21 protein-coding genes are annotated in these 20,335 nt (G+C 66.2%); 9 read left to right on the top strand and 12 right to left on the bottom strand.

Going from position 1 to position 20,335, the window contains the following annotated elements; translation table 11 throughout:
• Positions 1–137: 137 nt before the first annotated feature.
• The 8 genes from J0M27_RS14175 to J0M27_RS14140 form a co-directional block, all read right to left on the bottom strand.
• On the bottom strand, positions 138–911 hold the full coding sequence (locus J0M27_RS14175) for an SDR family oxidoreductase (RefSeq protein ID WP_294992889.1): 774 nt from the start codon (positions 909–911) through the stop codon (positions 138–140).
• A gap of 141 nt (positions 912–1,052) precedes the next feature.
• The gene (locus tag J0M27_RS14170; RefSeq protein WP_294992886.1) at positions 1,053–2,231 is read right to left on the bottom strand and encodes an acetyl-CoA C-acyltransferase; all 1,179 of its coding nucleotides are present in this window, start codon (positions 2,229–2,231) and stop codon (positions 1,053–1,055) included.
• Between the two features lie 29 nt (positions 2,232–2,260).
• Entirely contained in the window at positions 2,261–4,351 is a 2,091-nt protein-coding gene (locus tag J0M27_RS14165) for a 3-hydroxyacyl-CoA dehydrogenase NAD-binding domain-containing protein (RefSeq protein WP_294992883.1), read from the bottom strand.
• A gap of 40 nt (positions 4,352–4,391) precedes the next feature.
• Positions 4,392–5,108, bottom strand: a complete 717-nt coding sequence (locus J0M27_RS14160) for an ABC transporter ATP-binding protein (RefSeq protein ID WP_294992880.1) — start codon at positions 5,106–5,108, stop codon at positions 4,392–4,394.
• A complete protein-coding gene (locus J0M27_RS14155; protein WP_294992877.1) occupies positions 5,101–5,859 on the bottom strand; it encodes an ABC transporter ATP-binding protein in 759 nt (252 codons plus the stop codon). The genes J0M27_RS14160 and J0M27_RS14155 overlap by 8 nt, the downstream gene beginning before the upstream one ends.
• Complete coding sequence (locus J0M27_RS14150; RefSeq protein WP_294992874.1) at positions 5,856–7,130, bottom strand: branched-chain amino acid ABC transporter permease; 1,275 nt, start codon at positions 7,128–7,130, stop codon at positions 5,856–5,858. The genes J0M27_RS14155 and J0M27_RS14150 overlap by 4 nt, the downstream gene beginning before the upstream one ends.
• 139 nt (positions 7,131–7,269) lie before the next feature.
• A complete protein-coding gene (locus tag J0M27_RS14145; protein ID WP_294992872.1) occupies positions 7,270–8,208 on the bottom strand; it encodes a branched-chain amino acid ABC transporter permease in 939 nt (312 codons plus the stop codon).
• A 152-nt stretch (positions 8,209–8,360) separates the two neighbouring features.
• Positions 8,361–9,599: a branched-chain amino acid ABC transporter substrate-binding protein gene (locus J0M27_RS14140; protein ID WP_294992869.1), complete on the bottom strand. Its 1,239-nt coding sequence runs from the start codon at positions 9,597–9,599 to the stop codon at positions 8,361–8,363.
• 462 nt (positions 9,600–10,061) lie between these two features.
• Between J0M27_RS14140 and J0M27_RS14135 the strand changes: the two genes are divergently transcribed.
• Complete coding sequence (locus tag J0M27_RS14135; RefSeq protein ID WP_294992866.1) at positions 10,062–10,775, top strand: choice-of-anchor N protein; 714 nt, start codon at positions 10,062–10,064, stop codon at positions 10,773–10,775.
• An 84-nt stretch (positions 10,776–10,859) separates the two neighbouring features.
• On the opposite strand, the gene ylqF is transcribed toward J0M27_RS14135, so the two are convergent.
• From ylqF to J0M27_RS14120, 3 genes are all read right to left on the bottom strand, one after another.
• Positions 10,860–11,753, bottom strand: coding sequence for a ribosome biogenesis GTPase YlqF (gene ylqF / locus J0M27_RS14130; RefSeq protein ID WP_294992864.1), 894 nt, complete (start codon positions 11,751–11,753; stop codon positions 10,860–10,862).
• Entirely contained in the window at positions 11,750–11,992 is a 243-nt protein-coding gene (locus tag J0M27_RS14125) for an RNA-binding S4 domain-containing protein (RefSeq protein WP_294992861.1), read from the bottom strand. Before J0M27_RS14125 ends, ylqF begins: the two co-directional genes overlap by 4 nt.
• A gap of 116 nt (positions 11,993–12,108) precedes the next feature.
• Entirely contained in the window at positions 12,109–12,564 is a 456-nt protein-coding gene (locus J0M27_RS14120; RefSeq protein ID WP_294992858.1) for a YaiI/YqxD family protein, read from the bottom strand.
• 68 nt (positions 12,565–12,632) lie between these two features.
• Here J0M27_RS14120 and J0M27_RS14115 point away from each other — a divergent pair, with 68 nt between their 5' ends.
• Complete coding sequence (locus tag J0M27_RS14115) at positions 12,633–13,400, top strand: hypothetical protein (RefSeq protein WP_294992855.1); 768 nt, start codon at positions 12,633–12,635, stop codon at positions 13,398–13,400.
• A 10-nt stretch (positions 13,401–13,410) separates the two neighbouring features.
• Here the strand turns inward: J0M27_RS14115 and J0M27_RS14110 are convergent, their stop codons facing one another.
• Entirely contained in the window at positions 13,411–14,340 is a 930-nt protein-coding gene (locus J0M27_RS14110) for an ornithine cyclodeaminase family protein (protein WP_294992853.1), read from the bottom strand.
• A 92-nt stretch (positions 14,341–14,432) separates the two neighbouring features.
• On the opposite strand from J0M27_RS14110, the gene J0M27_RS14105 reads away from it, so the two are divergent.
• The 7 genes from J0M27_RS14105 to J0M27_RS14075 all read left to right on the top strand — a co-directional run.
• Entirely contained in the window at positions 14,433–14,684 is a 252-nt protein-coding gene (locus tag J0M27_RS14105; protein ID WP_294992850.1) for a hypothetical protein, read from the top strand.
• 31 nt (positions 14,685–14,715) lie between these two features.
• On the top strand, positions 14,716–15,009 hold the full coding sequence (locus J0M27_RS14100) for a cytochrome c (RefSeq protein WP_294992848.1): 294 nt from the start codon (positions 14,716–14,718) through the stop codon (positions 15,007–15,009).
• A gap of 53 nt (positions 15,010–15,062) precedes the next feature.
• Positions 15,063–15,746: a hypothetical protein gene (locus J0M27_RS14095; protein ID WP_294992845.1), complete on the top strand. Its 684-nt coding sequence runs from the start codon at positions 15,063–15,065 to the stop codon at positions 15,744–15,746.
• 19 nt (positions 15,747–15,765) lie between these two features.
• Positions 15,766–16,797 (top strand): metal-dependent hydrolase, encoded by a 1,032-nt coding sequence (locus J0M27_RS14090; protein ID WP_294992842.1) that lies wholly within the window; start codon positions 15,766–15,768, stop codon positions 16,795–16,797.
• A gap of 4 nt (positions 16,798–16,801) precedes the next feature.
• Complete coding sequence (locus J0M27_RS14085) at positions 16,802–17,779, top strand: ABC transporter permease (protein WP_294992840.1); 978 nt, start codon at positions 16,802–16,804, stop codon at positions 17,777–17,779.
• Positions 17,780–17,891: 112 nt separating this feature from the next.
• A complete protein-coding gene (locus tag J0M27_RS14080) occupies positions 17,892–19,268 on the top strand; it encodes an ABC transporter permease (RefSeq protein ID WP_294992837.1) in 1,377 nt (458 codons plus the stop codon).
• 166 nt (positions 19,269–19,434) lie between these two features.
• A partial coding sequence (locus tag J0M27_RS14075) for an ABC transporter ATP-binding protein (RefSeq protein WP_294992835.1) occupies positions 19,435–20,335 on the top strand: 901 nt, incomplete at its 3' end.

Below are 20,335 nucleotides of genomic sequence, written 5' to 3'. Positions count from 1 at the left end.
TCCGGCGGCTCTGCATGCCTTGAATTCCGCTGCGCGGGGTGGCAAGCCGGAATCCAGTGCGCAGTCGCTACTGGATTCCGGGTCAAGCCCGGAATGACAAACCATTGCGTTTGCATCGAATTCGCGCCGGTAGCCGACTAGAAGCAGCTCGATCCGCCGTCAACGGCGATGGCCTGGCCGCTGATGTGGCGACCGGCTTCCGAGGCCAGCAACACCACCAGGCCCTTGAGGTCTTCGGAACCGCCGATGCGACCCAGCGGCGTGCCGGCGATGATCATTTCGCCCAGCTTGTCGATCAGGCCACTGGCCATTTTCGACGGGAAAAATCCGGGGCAGATGGCGTTGACGTTGATGTTGTGGCGGCCCCATTCCGAGGCCAGGGCGCGCACGAAGTTCACGTCGGCGCCCTTGCTGGCGTTGTAGGCGATGGTGCCCATTTGTGGTGGGTTTCCGCGCAGCCCCGCGATCGAGGCCGTGACGATGACCTTGCCGGATTTCTGCGGGATGAAACAGCGCTTGCCGACTTCGCGGGTGAGGAAGAACATGCCGTTGACGTTGAGGTTGATCACCTTCATCCAGGCGTCGTCGGGGTAATCCTCGGCCTTCGCTCCCCAGGTCGCGCCGGCGTTGTTCACCAGGATGTCGAGCTTGCCGTAGCGGGCGAGTACGGCATCGACCAGTCCGGGGATCTGGTCGAACTTCGACAGGTCGCTGGCCACCGTCAATACGTCGATGCCCTGTTTTTCGAGATGCGCCTTGGCTTCCGCCAGTTCGTCGGCCTTGCGCGCGGTGATGGCGAGCTTCGCCCCCATTTCGCCCAGCGCTTCGGCCATCTGCAGGCCAAGGCCGCGCGAACCGCCGGTGATCAGGGCGACCTTGCCGGTCAAATCGAAGAGTTGTTTGACGCTCATTGGATTCCTTTCAAAACTTTAACCGCTTTAGACACAGAGAACACCGAGACACAGAGAACACGGAGAAATACAAGAGCTGATCTTCCTCTGTGATCTCTGTGCCCCCGTGTTCTCCGTGTTGAAAGAGTCTGCGTCGAGCTCTCAGCAAACCTCGAACAAACCGGCCGCACCCTGGCCGCCGCCGATGCACATGGTGACGACCACGAGTTTCGCGCCGCGCCGCTTGCCTTCGATCAGCGCATGGCCGACCAGGCGCGCGCCGGAAACGCCGTAGGGGTGGCCGACGGCGATCGCGCCGCCGTTGACGTTGAGGCGGTCCATCGGAATGCCCAGCGTGTCGGCGCTGTAGAGCACCTGCACGGCGAAGGCTTCATTAAGTTCCCAGAGGTCGATGTCCTGCACCGTGAGGCCGGCCTTCTTCAGCAGTTTTGGCACGGCGAACACCGGGCCGATCCCCATTTCGTCGGGCTCGCAGCCGGCGACGGCGAAGCCGCGGAAGATGCCCAGCGGCGTCAGGCCCTTCTGCGCCGCGACCTTGGCGCTCATCACCACGGAGGCCGAGGAACCGTCGGAGAACTGGCTCGCGTTGCCGGCGGTGATGACGCCGCCGGGAATCGCCGAGCGGATCCTGGCGACGCCTTCCAGCGTCGTGTCGGCGCGGATGCCTTCGTCGGCGGCGATGGTGACTTCGTGGGTGCCCAGCGCACCCTTGGCCTTGTCGGCGACGCCCATGGTCACCGTCATCGGCACGATCTCGTCATTGAACTTTCCGGCGGCCTGGGCGGCGGCGGCATTGAGCTGGCTGCGCACGCCGTACTCGTCCTGGCGGTCCTTGCCGAGCTTGTAGCGCTTGGCGACCTGCTCAGCGGTCTGCAGCATGTTCCAGTAGATCTCCGGCTTGGCCTTGAGCAGGGCGGGGTCGGTGATCATGTGGCGGTTGGCTTCCTGCTGCACGCAGGAAATGCTCTCGACGCCGCCGGCGACGAGGATGTCGCATTCGCCGGCGATGATGCGCTGAGCGGCCAGGGCGATGGTCTGCAGGCCCGAGGAGCAGAAGCGGTTGACCGTGGCGCCCGGCACGGTGACCGGCAGCCCGGCGGCCAGCGCGATCTGGCGCGCGATGTTGCTGCCGCAGGCGCCTTCCGGCGTGGCGCAGCCCATCAGGACGTCCTCGACCTCGGCCGGGTCCAGCTTGGCGCGGGCCACGGCATGCTTCACCGAATGCGCACCGAGCGTGGCACCGTGGGTCATGTTGAAAGCGCCCTTCCAGGACTTGGCGAGTCCGGTGCGGGCGGTGGATACGATAACGGCATCAGTCATGGGATTCTCCAGGATTCGGTTCGTCGGGTTCAGGCCGACGCAAGGGGCTTGCCTTCGGCGACGCGCGTGGCGATCAGCGGCGCCGGCTCCCAGAAGCTGTCGCCGGAACTGGCGGCGAACTCCTGCATGGTCCGCGCCACGTTGTAGAGGCCCACTTCGTCGGCATAGAGCATGGGGCCGCCGCGGTGCAGCGGGAAGCCGTAGCCGGTCAGGTAGATCATGTCGATGTCGGACGCGCGGGCGGCGATGCCTTCCTCGAGGATGCGCGCGCCTTCATTGACCAGGGCGAAGATGCAGCGCTGGACGATTTCGGCGTCGGAAATCTTGCGCGGCGTGATGCCCAGTTCCTTGCGGTAATCCTCCAGCATCTGGTCGACTTCCGGATCGGGTATCGCCTTGCGGTCGCCGGCCTTGTAGAGGTACCAGCCTTTGCCCGTCTTCTGGCCGTAGCGGCCCTGCTCGCAAAGCTTGTCGGCGAATTTGGCGTAGCGGATCGAGGGCTTCTCGACATAGCGGCGCTTGCGGATCGCCCAGCCGATGTCGTTGCCGGCGAGGTCGCCCATGCGGAACGGACCCATGGCCATGCCCCACTTCTCCAGCGCCTTGTCCACCTGCGCCGGCGTCGCGCCTTCCTCAAGCAGGAAGCCGGCGACGCGGCCGTAGTGCTCGATCATGCGGTTGCCGATGAAGCCGTCGCAAACACCCGATACCACTGCGGTCTTCTTGATCTTTTTCGCCACCTGCATCACGGTGGCCATGACGTCCTTCGCGGTCGCCGCCCCGCGCACCACTTCCAGCAGCTTCATCACGTTGGCCGGGCTGAAGAAGTGCATGCCGACCACATCCTGCGGGCGTTTGGTGAAATTGGCGATCTTGTTCACGTCCAGCGTCGAGGTGTTGGAGGCGAGGATCGCGCCGGGCTTGGCGATGGCGTCGAGTTGCTTGAACACGGCCTCCTTGACACCGATTTCCTCGAACACCGCCTCGATGATCAGGTCGGCATCCTTGAAATCGTCATAGGACAGGGTGCCCCTGAGCAGGCCCATGCGCTGCTCCAGCTTTTCCTGGGTCAGCTTGCCTTTCTTCATGCTGTTCTCGTAGTTCTTGCGGATCGTGGCGATGCCCTTGTCGAGTGCCTCCTGCTTCATTTCCAGCATGGTGACGGGGATGCCGGCGTTGAGGAAGTTCATGGTGATGCCGCCGCCCATGGTGCCGGCGCCGATCACGCCCACCTTGGCGATCTTGCGCGTCGGCGTGTCGTCGGGGATGTCGGGAATTTTCGAGGCGGCGCGCTCGCCGGTGAAGGCGTGGCGCAGGGCGCGCGATTCCGGCGTGCCCATGAGTTCGAGGAAGTAGCTGCGCTCTATCTTCATGCCTTCGTCGAAGGGCTTGCTAACGGCGGTCTGCACCGCGTCGATGCACTTGAAGGGGGCGGGGAAGGGGCCGGCCACGCCCTTGACCATGTTGCGCGAGAACTGGAAGAAGGCCTCCTGGTTCGGCATGTCGATCCGGATGTCGCGGATGCGCTTCAGCGGACGCTTCTCGGCGACCACCTTGGCGGCGAAGGCCAGTGCGCCGGCTTTCAGGTCGCCGTCGATGAACTCGTCGAACAGCGGCGTGCCCTTGAACTTATCAGAGGGCACCGGATTGCCGGAGAGGATCAGGTTCAGCGCGGCTTCGACGCCGATGATGCGCGGCATGCGCTGCGTGCCGCCGGCCCCCGGCAGCAGGCCCAGCTTGATCTCGGGCAGGGCGATCGAGGCGCCGGCCACCGCGACGCGAAAATGCGCGCCCAGTGCCAGTTCCAGGCCGCCGCCCATGCAGACGCCGCCGATCGCGGCGACGACGGGCTTGGGACAGGCCTCGACGATGCGGATCACGGTCAGCAGGTTGGGCTCGGCGTAGGACTTGGGCGAGCCGAACTCGCGGATGTCGGCGCCGCCCGAAAAGGCGCGGTCCGAGCCGATCATGACCACGGCGCTGACCGCTGGATCGGCCGCGGCCTGGTCGATGCCGGCGACGATGCCGCAGCGCAGGTCGTAGCCGAGGCCATTGACCGGGGGATTGTCGAGTGTGATGACGGCGGTGCTGCCGATGACTTCGTACTTGGCGCTGCTCATGCTGACTCCTGACAGGTGGTATGTGTCGGTGGGGTGGAAATCATACTTCCAGCCATTCCTTGCGGATGGCTTCGTTGTTCTTCAGATCGGCCGGCGTGCCTTCGAAAACGATGCGGCCGTGGCCCATGAGGTAGAGGCGTTCGGAAATGTCCAGCGCGATGGCCAGCTTTTGTTCGATCAGCAGGATGGAGATTCCGCGTTTGCGCACTTCCTGCAGGAACTCGCCGACCAGTGCGACGATCTTCGGCGCGAGACCCTCGGTCGGTTCGTCGATCATGACGAAATCCGGGTCACCCATCATGGTCCGGCACAGGGTCAGCATCTGCTGCTCGCCGCCGGAAAGCACGCCGCCGGGTGTGCCGTCGCGTTCCTTGAGGCGGGGGAACAGCGCATACATGTCGTCGATGCTCCAGCGCCCGACGGCGCGCGGGTCCTTGACGCCCAGCATCAGGTTCTGGCGCACCGTGAGGTCGGGAAAGATGTCGCGGTTTTCCGGCACCAGGCCGATGCCCAGCCGCGCGATTTCGTAGGCCTTCATGCCGAGGATGTCGCGCCCCTTGAAGCGCACCGCGCCCTTGGCGACGACCTGGCCCATCACCGCCTTGGCGGTGGTCGAGCGGCCGACGCCGTTGCGGCCGAGCAGGCAGACGATCTCGCCGGCATTGACATGGAGGTTCACGCCATGCAGGACGTGGCTTTTGCCGTAGTAGCCGTGAAGGTCGACGATTTCCAGCATGGCTTGGGTCGATTCACTCATGGCTGACGGATGTACCGAGGTAGGCTTCCTGCACTGCGGCGTTGCAGCGGATCGCGGCCGGCGTGTCGGTGGCGATGACCTGGCCGTAGACCAGCACCGAGATGCGGTCGGCCAGCCCGAACACGACGCCCATGTCGTGCTCGACCATGACCAGGGTCTTGCCCTCGGTGACGCGGCGTATGAGTGCGACGGCCTCCTCGGTTTCGGAATTGCTCATGCCGGCGGTCGGCTCGTCGAGCAGGATCACGTCGGCGCCGCTGGCGATGGTGATGCCGATCTCCAGCGCGCGCTGCTCGGCGTAGGAGAGGATGCCGGCCGGCGTGTCGCGCCGCTTGCCCAGTCCGATGTCCTCCATCACCGCCTCGGCGCGCTGGCGCGCATCTGTGAGCCCGGCCAGGCGCTGCCAGAACGAGTAGCGGTAGCCCAGCGACCACAGCACGGCGCAGCGCAAGTTCTCGAACACCGAGAGATTGTGGAAGATGTTGGTGATCTGGAAGCTGCGCGAGAGGCCCTTGCGGGTGATCTCGAAGGGCTTGAGGCCGACCACGTTTGCGCCCTTGAGTTCGATCGTGCCGGCACTCACCGGCAGGCGCGCGCTGATCAGGTGGAACAGCGTGGACTTGCCGGCGCCGTTGGGGCCGATGATGGCGTGGCGTTCACCGCGATGGATGTCGAGGTCCACGCCGCGGATGATCTCGCTGGCGCCGAAACTCTTTTTCAGCCCTTGCAGGCGGATCGCCGGCGCGCTCATGCCTTGTCCCCATGCAGCGTCGCCAGCGTGGAATTCCATGCCGTGCCGGCGCGACCGCCGATCCAGCGCGTCAGGATCATGCCGGCGCCGGTCACCGCCAGAGCCGTCACCCAGGGCGCCGGCGTACCGAGTTTCAACTGCATGCCCAGTACCCGGGTAGCCGTGTCGCCAGCGCCGACTCCGTCACCGGCGAGCAGGGCATAGCTCAGTTCCACCACGCCGACCAGTCCGGCCAGCAGGATCAGGACCGGCAGCATCATGGCCAGGTAATGCGGCAGCATGCGGCCGAACAGGCCGGCGTTCCACAGGTTGCGCTGCACGGCGATCAGGCTGGCGATGCCGCCGGGCGCCTTGAGCACCATGAAAAGGAAGAACAGGCCGAAATAAAGCAGCCACGCGTGCGTCATGCCGCCGACCACGATCTGCATCACGGTGATCAGGATCGCACCGATGATCGGTCCGTAGAAGAAGCCGATGCCGCCGACGAAAGTCATCAGCAGCACCACGCCCGAGGTGTGGGCATTGAGCGTTTCGGCGGTGACGATTTCGTAGTTGAGCGCCGTGAGGCCGCCGGCGGCGCCCGCGAACATTCCGGACAGGATCACCATCAGCAGGCGCACGCGCTCGGTGTCGTAGCCGACGAATTCGGCGCGCTCCGGGTTGTCGCGCACGGCATTGGCCATGCGCCCCAGCGGCGTTTGCGTCAAAGCGAACATGGCGACGGTGCACACGAAGGCCCACATTACGATCAGCCCGTACATCTCGACCTGTGGCCCCCAGTTGAAGCCTAGAAAGCTCTCCTTGCCGATCACGCGATTGCCCGAGACGCCGCCCTCGCCGCCGAACACGCCGGGGAACATCAACGAGCAGGCCGCCACCAGTTCGCCGATGCCGAGCGTGATCATGGCGAAGGTGGTGCCGGCCTTGCGCGTGGTGACGTAGCCCAGCACCACGCCGCCCGCCAGCCCGGCGCAGGCGCCGACCGCCGGCAGCAGCGCCACCACCAGCGGGCCGCCGTCCTTGCCGAGGGCATTGAGCGTGTGCATCGTGGCGAAGGCGCCGAGACCGTAATACACGGCGTGGCCGAAGGACAGCAGGCCGGTTTGCCCGAGCAGCATGTTGTAGGACAGCGAGAACACCACCATGATGCCCATCTGGCACAGCAGCGAGATCAGGAAGCTGCTCCTGAATATCAGCGGCAGGGCCAGGGCCAGGGCCAGGCAGCCGCCCCAGAGCAGCAGGCGGCTGCGTGTGACGAGGCGGCTGCTCACGAGCACTCTCCCCGATCCTCTCGCCAAGCGAGAGGGTGACCAGGGTTCGGCTGCTGGCGCAGCCTCCGCGCTGTTGGCTGGCGCCGGCTCGTACCATGGCGGCAACTGCTGGCACCAGGGGCGGCCCGTCGCACGGTGCTCATGACTCCCGCGCCCCCATCAGGCCGCGCGGGCGGAAGATCAGGATCGCCACCATGAACAGGTAGGGCAGCACCGGGGCCATCTGAGTGATGGTCAGGCGCGCCACCTGCGAGCCTGCGGGCAGGGCAATGCCGACCAGGGCGAAGACGTCGGTGATCGAGATCGACAGGCCCACGGAAAAGGTCTGGATGCAGCCGATCAGCAGGGAGGCAACGAAGGCGCCGCCCAGCGAGCCGAGGCCGCCGACCACGACGATGACGAAAACGATGCTGCCCACCGCCGCCGCCATGCCCGGTTCGGTGACGAAGGCATTGCCGCCGATGACGCCGGCCAGTCCGGCCAGCGCCGTGCCGCCGCCGAACACCAGCATGAAGATGCGCGGCACGTTGTGGCCCAGCGCTTCGACCATGTCCGGCTTGGTCAGCGCGGCCTGGATGATGAGGCCGATGCGGGTGCGCGTCAGCAGCGCGTAGAGGGCGACCAGCATGCCGACCGAGATCAGCATCATGAAGCCCTTGTAGATCGGAAAGGAGGTGTCGAACAGGGTGAACAGCGTGCCGTCGAGCTCCACCGGAATCCGGTAGTCGACCGCCACCTTGCCCCAGACTAGGTGCACCACTTCTTCGACGACGAAGGCGAGGCCGAAGGTGAACAGCAGTTCGGCGACATGGCCGAACCTGTGCGCGCGGCGCAGGCCGTAGCGCTCGACCAGCGCGCCGACGGCGCCGACCAGCAGCGGCGCCACCAGCAGGCCGGGCCAGAAGCCGACCCAGGTGCTGATCTGGTAGGCGAAGTAGGCGCCCAGCATGTAGAAGCTGGCGTGCGCGAAATTGAGGATGCCCATCATGCTGAAAATCAGCGTCAGGCCGCTGGACAGCATGAACAGCAGCAGGCCGTAGGTGATGCCGTTCAGCAGCGAGATGACGACGAACTCCATTGCATCCTCAAAGGCGGTGAATGACGAAGGGCAATCCGAGTACGGGTAATCTCGGGCTAATGGTCGAGCGTAGCGAGCAATTCAATCGCCTCCCCCGCGAGGGGGAGGTTGGGAGGGGCGGGCCGCAAAGGACCCTGCCGGGCGAGCCCGGTTCAGGGACGTTCCATGATGCAGGAGGTCGGCAGCTGCGAATCGCGCTGGGAGATCGTCGCCAGGGTCTTCCAGCCGTAGCCCGTGCCTTCGGAATCATGCTTGACCGTCTTGCCGTCGGCCTTGCTGAAGATCGAGATGTACAGCGGCTGCATGGCCTGGTGGTCGCTCTTGCGCATCCAGACTTCGCCGGTGTCGACCGGCATGCGCATGTCTTCCAGCGCCAGGGCGACGGCCTTGGGGTCGGTCGACTTGGCGGTGTTCATGGCCTGGGCCACCATCTGCACCATGTTGTTGACCCGCAGGTAGTAGAACCAGACGCCGGGATACTTCTTGTTGAAGTCCAGGGCGAATTTTTCGGTGTTCTTGGTCGGCACGTTCATATGCCATTCGGTGAGCTGAATGACCTGGTTTTCGCCGGCCGCGCCCATCGCCTGCGGCGTGCCGAGGCCGCCCGCGTAGTAGGTGAAGAAGCGCGCCTTGAGGCCGGCATCCTTGGCCGCCTTGATCAGCAGCGAGAGGTCGTTGCCCCAGTTGCCGGTCATCACCGTGTCGGCGCCGGAAGCCTTGATCTTGGCGATGTAGGGCGCGAAATCCTTGACGCGGCCGATCGGGTGCAGGTCCTCGCCGACGATCTTGATGTCCTTGCGTTTCGCGGCCAGCATTTCCTTGGTGTATTTCGCCACCTGGTGGCCGTGGGCGTAGTCCTGGCCGATGATGAAGAGCTTCTTGATGGTCTTGTCCTTCTCCATGAAGTTGCTGATCGCTTCCATCTTCATTTCGGTGTTGGCGTCGAAGCGGAAGTGCCAGAAGCTGCACTTCTCGTTGGTCAGGGTCGGGTCGACCGCCGCGTAGTTGAAGAACAGCACGGTCTTGTCCGGATTGCGTGCGTTCCACTTGTTCACCGCGTCGATCAGGGAATGCGCGGCGCCGGAGCCATTGCCGAGCGTGACGAAGCGGAAGCCCTGGTCGATGGCGGCCTTGAGCTGCAACTGGGTTTCCTGCGGGCTGCCCTTGTTGTCGAAGCCGGTGAATTCCAGCTTCTGGCCCATGATCCCGCCCTTCTGGTTCACCAGGATCTCGGCGGCTTCCTTGAAGCCTTTGAGGCCGGCCTCGCCGACATTGGCGAAGGGACCGGAAAGCGGGTCGATGTAGGCGATCTTGACCTGGGCACAGGCACTGCCGCCGACCAGCATGACGCTCGCGGCAAGCGCGAGGCGATTGAACAACGGGCTCTTCATTGAAGTCTCCTCTGAGTGTTTGCTCGGCAGTGACGATCGGCCGCCGATTTATATAGTTCTGCGTAGTGGAACCAAGTTCTGTAATACAATCGAAATCATACTGATTGTACCGGGGGCTGTAAACGACTTTTTTCATGCCGGATGCCTTGGCTTTTTCCTCCGGCCCTTCAGAAACCCGCTCCGTACACGGGAGTTCGGGTTGGTCAGGCGGGTTGTCGCAGCGGAAGCAGGTGTGAGGACGAATGCTGCACTGCAAAACGAGATGCATCCCAGCGCGGGAGGCTTGTCCGGTTGCACCGAGAGGAGGCAGTTCGCGGACATGCCACCGTGCCCTTGGTCCGAACGGATCATTGCCGGCGCGTGGTATCGACGATAATATTCAAACAGGTATTTGCATGGATTCCCGGTTTCGGGAATCCCGAAACAAGGGAGAAAGCAATGACGTCCACACTCCGAACATCCTTGAAGCGCACCGCCCTGAGCTTGTCCCTCGCATGGATGACCGCGTCGGCGTGGGCCGTTCCGGCGTTGCAATTGGACATTCAGGGTGGCACCTACGACGGCTCCACGCAGTCGATCCTGGCTTCAAGCAACAGCTTCTCGCTGTACGCCTATGGGCTGGTGGGCACCGCGTCGCTGACCGACACCTACTATCTGTCGGTTGCCCTGCTCGGAATCGCGCAACCCGGGGGCAATTACGGGTCCCTCACGGTGAATGGCAATACCATCAACGCGACGAGCGACATGTTGTACGGCACGCCGCCCCTGGATTCGATTGCGGCCGAGTGGGATCCGGGCGACCTGTCGCCGCATGGCATCTTCCCCGCCTACTTCAAGGAACTCGGCTTCAAATTCAGTGCCGCCGACAAATCGGGCCAGTACAACACCCAGGACGATGCTGGCTCCGGCCCTACACCAGGCACGGCCATGTACTACAAGCGTTTCGATTTCGACGTCAGCGGCCTGACTCCCGGGCTGTCGGTGCATTTCGACCTGTACAACGAGAAATTCTCCAAGGGACTGGAACTCGACGTGAACAAGTTCGCGCCTTTCTCGCACGATGCCGAGGCGCATGTCACGACGCCGGTTCCGGAACCCGAGACCTATGCCATGCTGCTCGTCGGGCTCGGCCTGATGGGCTTGGTGGCGCGTCGCCGCATGGGCCGCGCTTCCTGAACCGGATTGCGTTGCAGTGAAAACGGGGGCTTCGGCTCCCGTTTTCGTTCTGGTTGGTCCCGTCGCGTTCGACGCCGAAGTCTGTCACTCGGCCGGGATTCGCGGCGCCACCGGGGCCGCCAGCATCGCGGCGCGGCTTTCGGGTGTCTCCAGGCTGACGCGGCCGAGCTTGCCGCCTCGGTAGTCGGTGAGCAACACCATCGCGGCCTTTTCCAGGTCGAGTTCGCCGCCGCGACGGCCCTTGACGATGCAGCCGCGCTTTCTGGCTACGGCCTCCAGCACGCCAATGCCGTCCATGCCGGTCGTTGCAAACCCGTAACGGGCGCCGAGCGCGGCGGGGTAGCGTTGCAGCAGCAGGTCGGCAAGGAAGGTCGCGACTTCCGAATCGATCACCGCATTGCGGCCGATGGCGTGGCTGGCGGCCAGCATGAAGCCGTCGCTGTCATGGGTGATCTTCGGCCACATCAGGCCGGGCGTGTCGGTGATGCTCATGGTCGGCCCCAGGTCGATGCACATCTGCGACTTGGTCACGGCCGGTTCGTCGCCGACCGCGGCGACCCGGCGCTTGAGCAGCGCGTTCATCAGCGTCGACTTGCCGACGTTGGGGATGCCCATGATAAGCATGCGCAGGGGCTTGACGCCGTCATTGCGATGCGGCGCCAGCCCCTTGCACAGGCCCGGCACGCGCGCCGCCTCGGCGGGGCTCTTGCTCGAAATCGCCACCGCCTTGACGCCGGGCTGGCTGTTGTAATGGTCGAGCCAGGCTTGGGTTGCCGCCGGATCGGCGAGGTCGGACTTGTTGAGCAGCTTGAGGCAGGGACGCTGGCGATGCAGGCGCAACTCGCGGATCATCGGGTTGCTGCTGGCCTCGGGCAGGCGCGCGTCGCAGACCTCGATCACCACGTCGGTCAGCGCCATGGTCTCGGCGGCCTTGCGCCGCGCCGAGGTCATGTGGCCGGGGAACCACTGGATGGTCATTGGTCTGCCTTCCCCCCGCTCGAGGCGGCCGCCGCCGCGATGCCGATGCGTTGCTCGCCGATGCGCACCGTCTGCCCGGCGCGCAGCTTGCGCCGGATGCGCGTCTCCACCGCGCCGTCCACCATCACGGTTCCGCCCGCGATCATGGCCTTGGCGGCGCCGCCGGAAGGGGCCAGCGCGAGCAGTTTGAGGAGGACGTTGAGTTCGATGAACTCGCCCTGGAGCTGGAAGCGTTGCATGGAGGGGAATGGGCGGGGAAGCCGCGATTATAGTCGCCGGGGTTTTCGCCCCGCTCGCCCCGTGCCATGTGCCAGATCAAGAGTCGGCGCCGGCGACACGGCGCATCGTTGCCGCTTCAGGCCGGCTTGGGTCGCCGCGCGATGAAGCGGTCGAGCTGGTTGGCGAAATACTGCCGGTCGGCGTGGCTGAAGGCGGGTGGGCCGCCGGTGTTGACGCCGCTGCTGCGCAGGGTGTCCATGAAATTGCGCATGTCCAGCAACTGGCGGATGTTCTCCGCGCTATACAGCTCGCCGCGCGGATTGATGGCGAAGGCCTGCTTGTCGATCACCAGCGCCGCCAGCGGAATGTCGGCGGTGATCACCAGGTCGCCGGCCGCCGCCTGTTCGACGATGTAGCTGTCGGCCACGTCGAAGCCCCTGGGCACCTGCACCGCGCGGATGTGCGGCGAGTGTGGCACGCGCAGCATCTGGTTGGCGACGAGGATGACGGCCAGCGCATGGCGCGTGGCGGCGCGGAACAGGATTTCCTTGATCACGCCGGGACAGGCGTCGGCATCGACCCAGATCTGCATAATGCGGGTTTTGGTTTTGGGAACCCCAATTATGTCCCCGCGGGACGCGAGGACGGTATCCTAGCGACATGTCACCCGACGCCAGCGGCGCTTTCACGCCGCCCAATGATGGATTGGCCGCGCTGGTCGATCCCGAAGTGCAGCGCCTGGCCGCACGCATGGCGCAGGATGCCTTCACGCGCATCTTTCGCCTGAGCATGGAAGGCGATGAGGCCGCGCTGCATGCGGCGCTGCTGGAGCTGGGTGCGCGCGCCGGAAACTGGGCGCGTGCCGCAGCCGACGACGACGCGCGGGCGCTGCGCCTGGCCCTGCTGGTGGGCGGCATCGACCAGTGGGGGCTGGCCTATGTGCAGGCGTTCGAGCTCGCCGCGCTGCCGGCCGTCAGCGTCCTGCTCGGCGGCCTGCGCAACGGCCTCGACGCGGCCGCGGACGCCCGCTTCCAGCGCATGCATGCGGCCATCGAGCAGGCCGAGTGCGACGCCGTCGATTTCAAGATGGAACTGCGGCGCAACATTCACATGGCGTTGTGGCACGCCATGATCGCCTGCGACGACGCCGACGACGCGGCGCCCATCCTCGCTGCGCTGGGCGGCATGCTGGTGGGGCTGGTGCAGCGCATGCCGCTGCTGGGCTGGCGCCTGGCGGCGGATACCCTGGCGCACATCCAGTTGCGCTGCCTGAGCGATGCGGCGGCGAGCACGGAACAGGCGCGCGAAACCAATGCGGCGCTGTTCACGGCCCTGCGCCAGAACCTGCCGCGCGAAATCTCGGAGCCGATGTTCGCCCACGCCAACCAGGCAGTGGTTGCCTGGCAGCGCGCGCGGCGCGCGCATTGAGCGCTGGGCGTCAGGCCCTGGCCGGCGCCCCGTTGCCGGTCGCCGCGGCATACACCAGTTGCGCCGCCACGGCATCTTCCACCGCCTGGCCCAGGGCCTTGAAGATCACAGTCGTGCCAGCGGGTACCTGAACCGTGCCGGCGAGGACCTCGCCGATCTCGCACTGTACGGTTGCGCCAGAAAGGATCACGTCGCCGGACTCGGTGTCCGCTGCGCGGCGATGGTCGGCGATTACGTAGTTGCGCATCGCTTCGTCGTCCAGTTCGCGCCAGGTGGGGCGTGGCGCGCCCACCGCGTGCACCAGCGCGCCGGGCTTGAGCCAGCGGCCCCGCAGCACCGGCGTGCTGGAATTGGTGACGGTGACCACGAGGTCGGCGTCGCGCACCGCGGATTCGCCATCGGGGCAGGCAATGCCGCCGATCTCGGCGGCACAGCGCTCGGCATGGGCGCGGGTCGGGCTCCAGAGGCGGATGTCGGCCAGCGGCACGACGGCGCTCAGCGCCAGCGCGTGGCTGCGCGCCAGCGCGCCCGAGCCGAGGATGGCCAGACGCTTAGGACTGCCGTCGCGCAAGGCGCGCGTGGCCACGGCCGACACGGCGGCGGTGCGCAGTTCGGTCAGCCAGGTCGCATCCATCACCGCCAGCGGCACGCCGGTGGCCGGATCGAGAAGGATCAGGGTGGCGATCATGGTCGGCAGGCCGCGCGCGCGATTGCCCGGCACCTGGGTGATCAGCTTGGTCGCCAGCGCGCCCGCGGTGCGCGCCGGCTTGACGAAGAGCAGGCTGCCCGGTTCGGCAAGCTCCAGCACGGTGCGCATGGGCTGCACCACGCGCCCGGCGGAAAGGTCCATCAGGGCCTGCGCGATGGCGGGCAGCAGGGCGTCGAGCGAGAGGTGGCGGCGCACGGCAGCGTTGTCCAGCAGCAGGAGCGGGTTGATCATGGCGGCGGCGGTCGAAAGTTGGTTCGTTATCCTATCGCGTCGCGGCGCGATGCTTTAGGATGCGCGTATTGTTACTTGTGCCGGAGATCGAAATGAAAAAGCTGTCGCTGCAACTCAATGCGGAACTGGAAATTCCCGACGACTGGGAGCTGGTCGAGCATTCCTCCGGCATTTTCGTGCTCAAGGTCGGCGATCGCTTCGTCGATTTTGACATCACGCCGCTGGTCACGGTCTCGAATGCGCCGGACGCCACCTGGAGCGACGAGGACGAGGAATTCACCGAGGAAATCCTCGACATGGTGACCGGGCTCGATTCGCAGATGGAGATCAGCTACCTGCAATAGGCGAACAAGCGGCAATTTCGGGAGCAATGCCATGCGTTACACGCTATCCCTGTTGTGCATCCTGATCGCGCTCCCGGCACAGGCCGCGGGTGACCCGAAACTGGGCAAACCGCTGCACGACAAGCAGTGCGTGGCCTGCCACGTCAAGCTGCTGGGCGGTGACGGTTCCGGCATGTACACGCGCAAGCCGCGCCTGATCAACAGCGCGACGGCGCTGCGGCAGCGTGTCGCCGTATGCAGCACGCAGACCAATGCCAGTTGGTTCCCGGAAGACGAGGAACACGTCGCCGCCTGGCTGAACCAGGCCTTTTACAAGTTCAAGTAGGCGCGTACGCATTCCCGGCGCGCGCAGGCGATCGGCGCCGAAGCGGCGACATCATGGACCGGCAGCAACTGACGCCTGGCACCGCGCATCTGCTCGGCCTGCTGCTGATCGCGGCCGGCATCCTGCCGATGCTGGCTGCTTTCGACGTCGGACCGCTGCGGCAAGAGGACATCAACGGTCCGCCCTGGATCGGGTTCGTCGCCGGCGGCATTTTCGCGGCAGGCGGCGCGGCACTCATCGCCGGCCCGCAGGCGCCGCTGGCTGGTGGCCTGTTCGGTGTCCTGGCGGCGGCGGGCCTGGCGGCCATCGGCAACTGGGTCGCCTTCGGCGCCGGCGAGCGCGCCTGTGCCGGCAGCTTTTCCCTGCCCTGGCTGTCGGGGGCTGCCGACGTTTCCGGGCTGGCCTGCCGCCTACCTTTCGGCTTCGGCGCCCTCGTCGTCGATGCTTTCGTCTGTTACGCGACCGTCGCATTGCTGCAAAAGGCGCTGGGCGGACCGCCGCGCCTGGCGCGATGGATGAAGGCCGCGGAATGGCTGGTCGTCGCCAGCCTCGCGCCTTTCATCGTCCTGCTGCTGGTGATGGCCCTGGTCGGCGGCGCCGGTGCCGCCCTCCGTGCGCGCTGGACCACCGGTGCCTGGCCGCGCAACGAGGCATTCATCGCGCGCCAGAAGGCCAGGGGACTGCTCGGCCGTCTTGCCGGCAAACCGCCTGCGGATGGCGGCGGAAATTCGACCTGAGAGGCTCTATCATCCGCGCATGGATACCCTGACTCATGCCGTCATGGGCGCCGCATTGGCCAGCGGCGTCGTTTCGCTTCGCCACCGTGGCCAGGAGTCGGCGCTGGCGCTACGGCGTACGGCCGCCATCGCCGGCGCCGCGGCGGGCGTGCTGCCCGATGCGGATGCCCTGATCCAGAGCGGCGCCGACGCGCTGCTGGTGCTCGACTACCACCGCCATTTCACCCATGCGCTGGCCTTCGTGCCGGTGGGCGCGCTGGTAGCGACGCTGTTGCTGTGGCCGCTGCTGCGGCGACGCATGGGTTTCTGGCGGCTCTACCTCTGCAGCTTCGTCGCCTACTTCGCGCATCCGCTGCTCGATGCCTGCACCAGTTACGGCACCTACCTCTGGCTGCCCGTGCTGCAGCGGCGAGAGGCTTGGAACCTGATCGCCGTGGTCGATCCGGTATTCACGCTGCTGCTGGCGCTGCCGCTGTATTTCTTCCTGCGCGATCCGAAATCGAAGGCGGTGGCCTGGGGCCTCGCGCTGGGCATGGCCTATTTCGGATTCAGTTTCATGCAGCAGCAGCGCGGCGAGGCGGCGGCGCTGGCCCTGGTGCAGGCGCGCGGCCACCAGGCGACGCAACTTTCGGTCAAGCCGTCGATGGCCAACCTGCTGCTGTGGCGCGCGCTGTACGTGCATGACGGCCGGGTGCAGGTCGATGCCTTCCACCTCGGGCCGACGCTGCGCCACTACCCGGGAGAATCGGCGCCGCTGTTCGACATGGCCGCGGCGCAGGCGGTGGCGGCGGGCGACGCGCGCCGCCTGGGCGACATCGAGCGCTTCCGGGCCTTCTCCGACGGCTTCCTGGTGCTCGACCGCCGGCATCCCGGTTTCGTCGGCGACGCGCGCTACGCGATGCAGCCTACCGTCATCGCGCCGATCTGGGGCCTGCAATGGCGCGGTCCCGGCGCGGCGACGGAGTTCGTCAGCCGCCACGAATTCTCACCCGCGATGCGACGCGATTTTTTGGCCATGCTGCTGGGCCGCGACCTGACCGCCGTCCGCTAGTTCGATGCTCGCCTACATCATCCGCCGCCTGCTTTACGCGATCCCGATCCTGATCGGGGTGAACCTGCTCACCTTCGCGCTTTTCTTCGTGGTCAATACGCCGGACGACATGGCGCGCATGCAGCTCGGCGTCAAACGCGTGACGCCCGAGGCGATCGAGAAGTGGAAGGCCGAGCGCGGCTACGACAAGCCCCTGCTGTGGAACGCCAAGGCCGGGGGCAGCGCGGCGGTGACCGACACCATCCTGTTCGCCAAGTCGGTGCGCATGTTCGTCGGCGATTTCGGCCGTGCCGACGACGGCCGCGACATCGCGCGCGAAATCACCACGCGCATGGGGCCCAGCCTCGCCATCGCTGTGCCGACCTTCGTCCTCGGTCTTTTCGTGGCGATCTCGTTTGCCCTGCTGCTGGTCTTCTTCCGCGCCACGACGCTGGATTTCGCCGGCGTCGTGCTGTGCGTGGCTATGATGTCGATTTCCGGCCTGTTCTACATCATCGGCGGCCAGTGGCTGGTGTCCAAGGTCTGGCATCTCGCGCCCATATCCGGCTACGGCGGCGGGCTGGACGCGGCGAAATTCCTCATCCTGCCGGTGATCATCGGCGTCTTCGGCGGCATCGGCGCATCAACTCGCTGGTATCGCACCATCTTCCTCGAAGAGATCACCCGCGACTACGTGCGCACCGCGCGCGCCAAGGGCCTGCCGGAACGCGTGGTGCTGTTCCGCCACGTGCTGCGCAACGCCATGATCCCGATCCTGACCGGCGTGGTGGTGGTGATCCCGACGCTGTTCATGGGCAGCCTGCTGACCGAATCCTTCTTCGGCATCCCGGGCCTGGGCAGCTACACCATCGACGCCATCAACGCGCAGGACTTCGCCGTGGTGCGCTCCATGGTCTTCATCGGCTCGGTGCTCTACATCGTCGGCCTGCTGCTGACCGACATTTCCTACACCCTGGCCGATCCGCGGGTGAGGCTGCAATGACGACCTTCCCCCTAGCCCCCTTCCCACGGAAGGGGATAACGACGGTGCAGCCGCTGGCGCGGCTTTCGGTTGAAACAATGCGCCCTCCTTGGGGCGGCCCGGCGGAGGGCGCGTGAGCTTCCAGCCCGTATTGCTCTGGTCGGACGCGCTGCTGTTCGTGCTGTTCGCGGCGATTTTCGCGCTGGCGTTTTGGGCGCGGCGGCAGGAGGCACTGCGCGCGGCCTGGGGCCGCGTCGCGCGCGACCCCGTGGCGATGGCGGCGGCGACGGTGCTGGCCGCCTTCATCGTGGTCGGCCTGCTCGATTCGCTGCATTACCGCGCGCGGCTCGACGTCAAACCGGGCGAGCCGGTGCGTTACGCCGTGGAGGTGCATTCGGCGCTCGATGCCCTGCTGGCGGGCATGCGGTCGCGCGGCGAGAAGACCTATTCGGCGCCGCTGGCGACGCATCTTTACTCCAAGGAGGCGCTGGCGGATTCGGCGCAGCGCGAGTTTCCGCGCCTGAAGCACGGTGGCGCGCATCTGGGCAAGGATCTCTCCGGCCACGAATTCGACATCGCCGTGCGCGTCTCGCGCGGCTGTGCCGGCGGGCTAGTCGTCTGGCTGCTGCTGGTTGCCGCGTGGTGCCGGCTGCGCGGCGTCGAAGTGATCGAAATGCTGAAAGTCGGCGCCGGCGGGACGGCGATTCGTCCCGTGGTTCTCACCCTGCTGCCGATCCTGCTGCTGCTCGGCATCGCCATTTCACTGGGTGGCGGCTACCACGTCTTCGGCACCGACAAGGTCGGCCAGGACGTGCTCTACCTCTCGCTCAAGAGCATCCGCACCGGCCTCCTGATCGGCACGCTGACCACGCTGGTGATGCTGCCGCTGGCCGTGCTGCTCGGCATCCTCGCCGGCTACGTCGGCGGTTGGGTCGACGACGTGATCCAGTACCTCTACACCACGCTGAGTTCCATCCCCGGCGTCCTGCTGATCGCGGCGGCGGTGCTGATGATGCAGGTGATCATCGACACCCACCCGGAATGGTTCGCCACCTCGGCCGAGCGTGCCGATGCGCGCCTGCTGGCACTGTGCCTGATCCTCGGCATGACCAGTTGGACCGGGGTTGCGCGCCTCTTGCGCGGCGAGACGCTGAAGCTGCGCGAACTGGAATTCGTCCAGGCGGCGCAGGCCTTCGGGGTGGGGCGCTTCGCCATCATGCGCCGCCACATCCTGCCCAACCTGATGCACATCGTGCTGATCGCGCTGGTCATGGATTTCTCCGGCCTGGTGCTGGCCGAAGCCGTGCTGTCCTATGTCGGCGTCGGCGTCGATCCGAGCACGATTTCCTTCGGCACCATGATCAACACGGCTCGCATGGAACTGGCGCGCGAACCCATGGTCTGGTGGTCGCTGGCGGCGGCCTTCAGCTTCATGTTCGCCCTGGTGCTGGCCGCCAACCTGTTCGCCGACGCCGTGCGCGACGCCTTCGATCCGAGGGCGTCGGCATGAGTATTGACGCTCATCCTGCACAGCGACATCCGCCGCAGATGGAACACGCGAAAAGCCAATTGGTCGCCCGCCCCCCTTCCCCCCTCGCGGGGGGTTATTGTTTAGCGCGCTGCGCGCGTTTATCACGGGGGGTCTCGATCCTTGTGTTTCACGCGAAGATAAGGCCATGAGCATTATTTCGGTACGCGACCTGTCGGTGCATATCGGGGCTGCGCGGCCGGTCGACGGCATCAGCTTCGACATCGCCGCCGGCGAGTGCTATGCGCTGCTCGGCGAATCCGGTTGCGGCAAGTCGATGACGGCGCTGGGCCTGATGCGCCTCTTGCCGGCTGCGGCGGAGGTCGCCAGCGGCAGCGTCAGTTTCGAGGGCCGCGAACTGCTGGCCTTGCCCGAGTCGGGTATGCGCGAGATGCGCGGCGGCGGCATCGGCATGATCTTCCAGGAGCCGGCGACCAGCCTCAATCCGGTGCTCACGGTCGGGCGCCAGATCATCGAGGCGCTGGAACTGCACTCGCCGTTGCGCGGCATGGCGGCGCGCGAGCGGGCCGAGGAACTGCTGGACCAGGTCGGCATCCCCGACCCGAAACGCCGTCTCGACGAATTCCCCTTCCAGCTCTCGGGCGGCCTGCGCCAGCGGGTGATGATCGCCAGCGCCCTGGCCGGTTCGCCGCGCCTCCTGATCGCCGACGAGCCGACCACGGCGCTCGACGTGACGATACAGGCGCAGGTGCTCGACCTGCTGGACGAACTGCGCCGCACGCAGGGCATGGCGCTGCTCCTGATCACGCACGACCTCGGCGTGGTGGCGCGCATGGCCGACCGCATCGGCGTCATGTATGCCGGGCAACTGGTCGAGGAGGCATCGCGCGAGGCGTTCTTTTCCCGGCCGGCCCATCCTTACTCGGTGCGCCTGTTCGCGGCCTTGCCCGACGCCGGGAGCCGCGGCGGCCGGCTGACGACGATACCGGGCAGCGTGCCGGCGGCGGATGTGCGCCACATCGGTTGCCGCTTCGCCGACCGCTGCGGCGAGGCCGTCCCCGCCTGCGCGACCACGCTGCCGCCGTGGC

It is taken from the genome of Sulfuritalea sp., assembly GCF_017302275.1.
Lineage (GTDB): Bacteria > Pseudomonadota > Gammaproteobacteria > Burkholderiales > Rhodocyclaceae > Sulfuritalea.
This window is presented reverse-complemented; position numbering and strand designations above follow the sequence as displayed.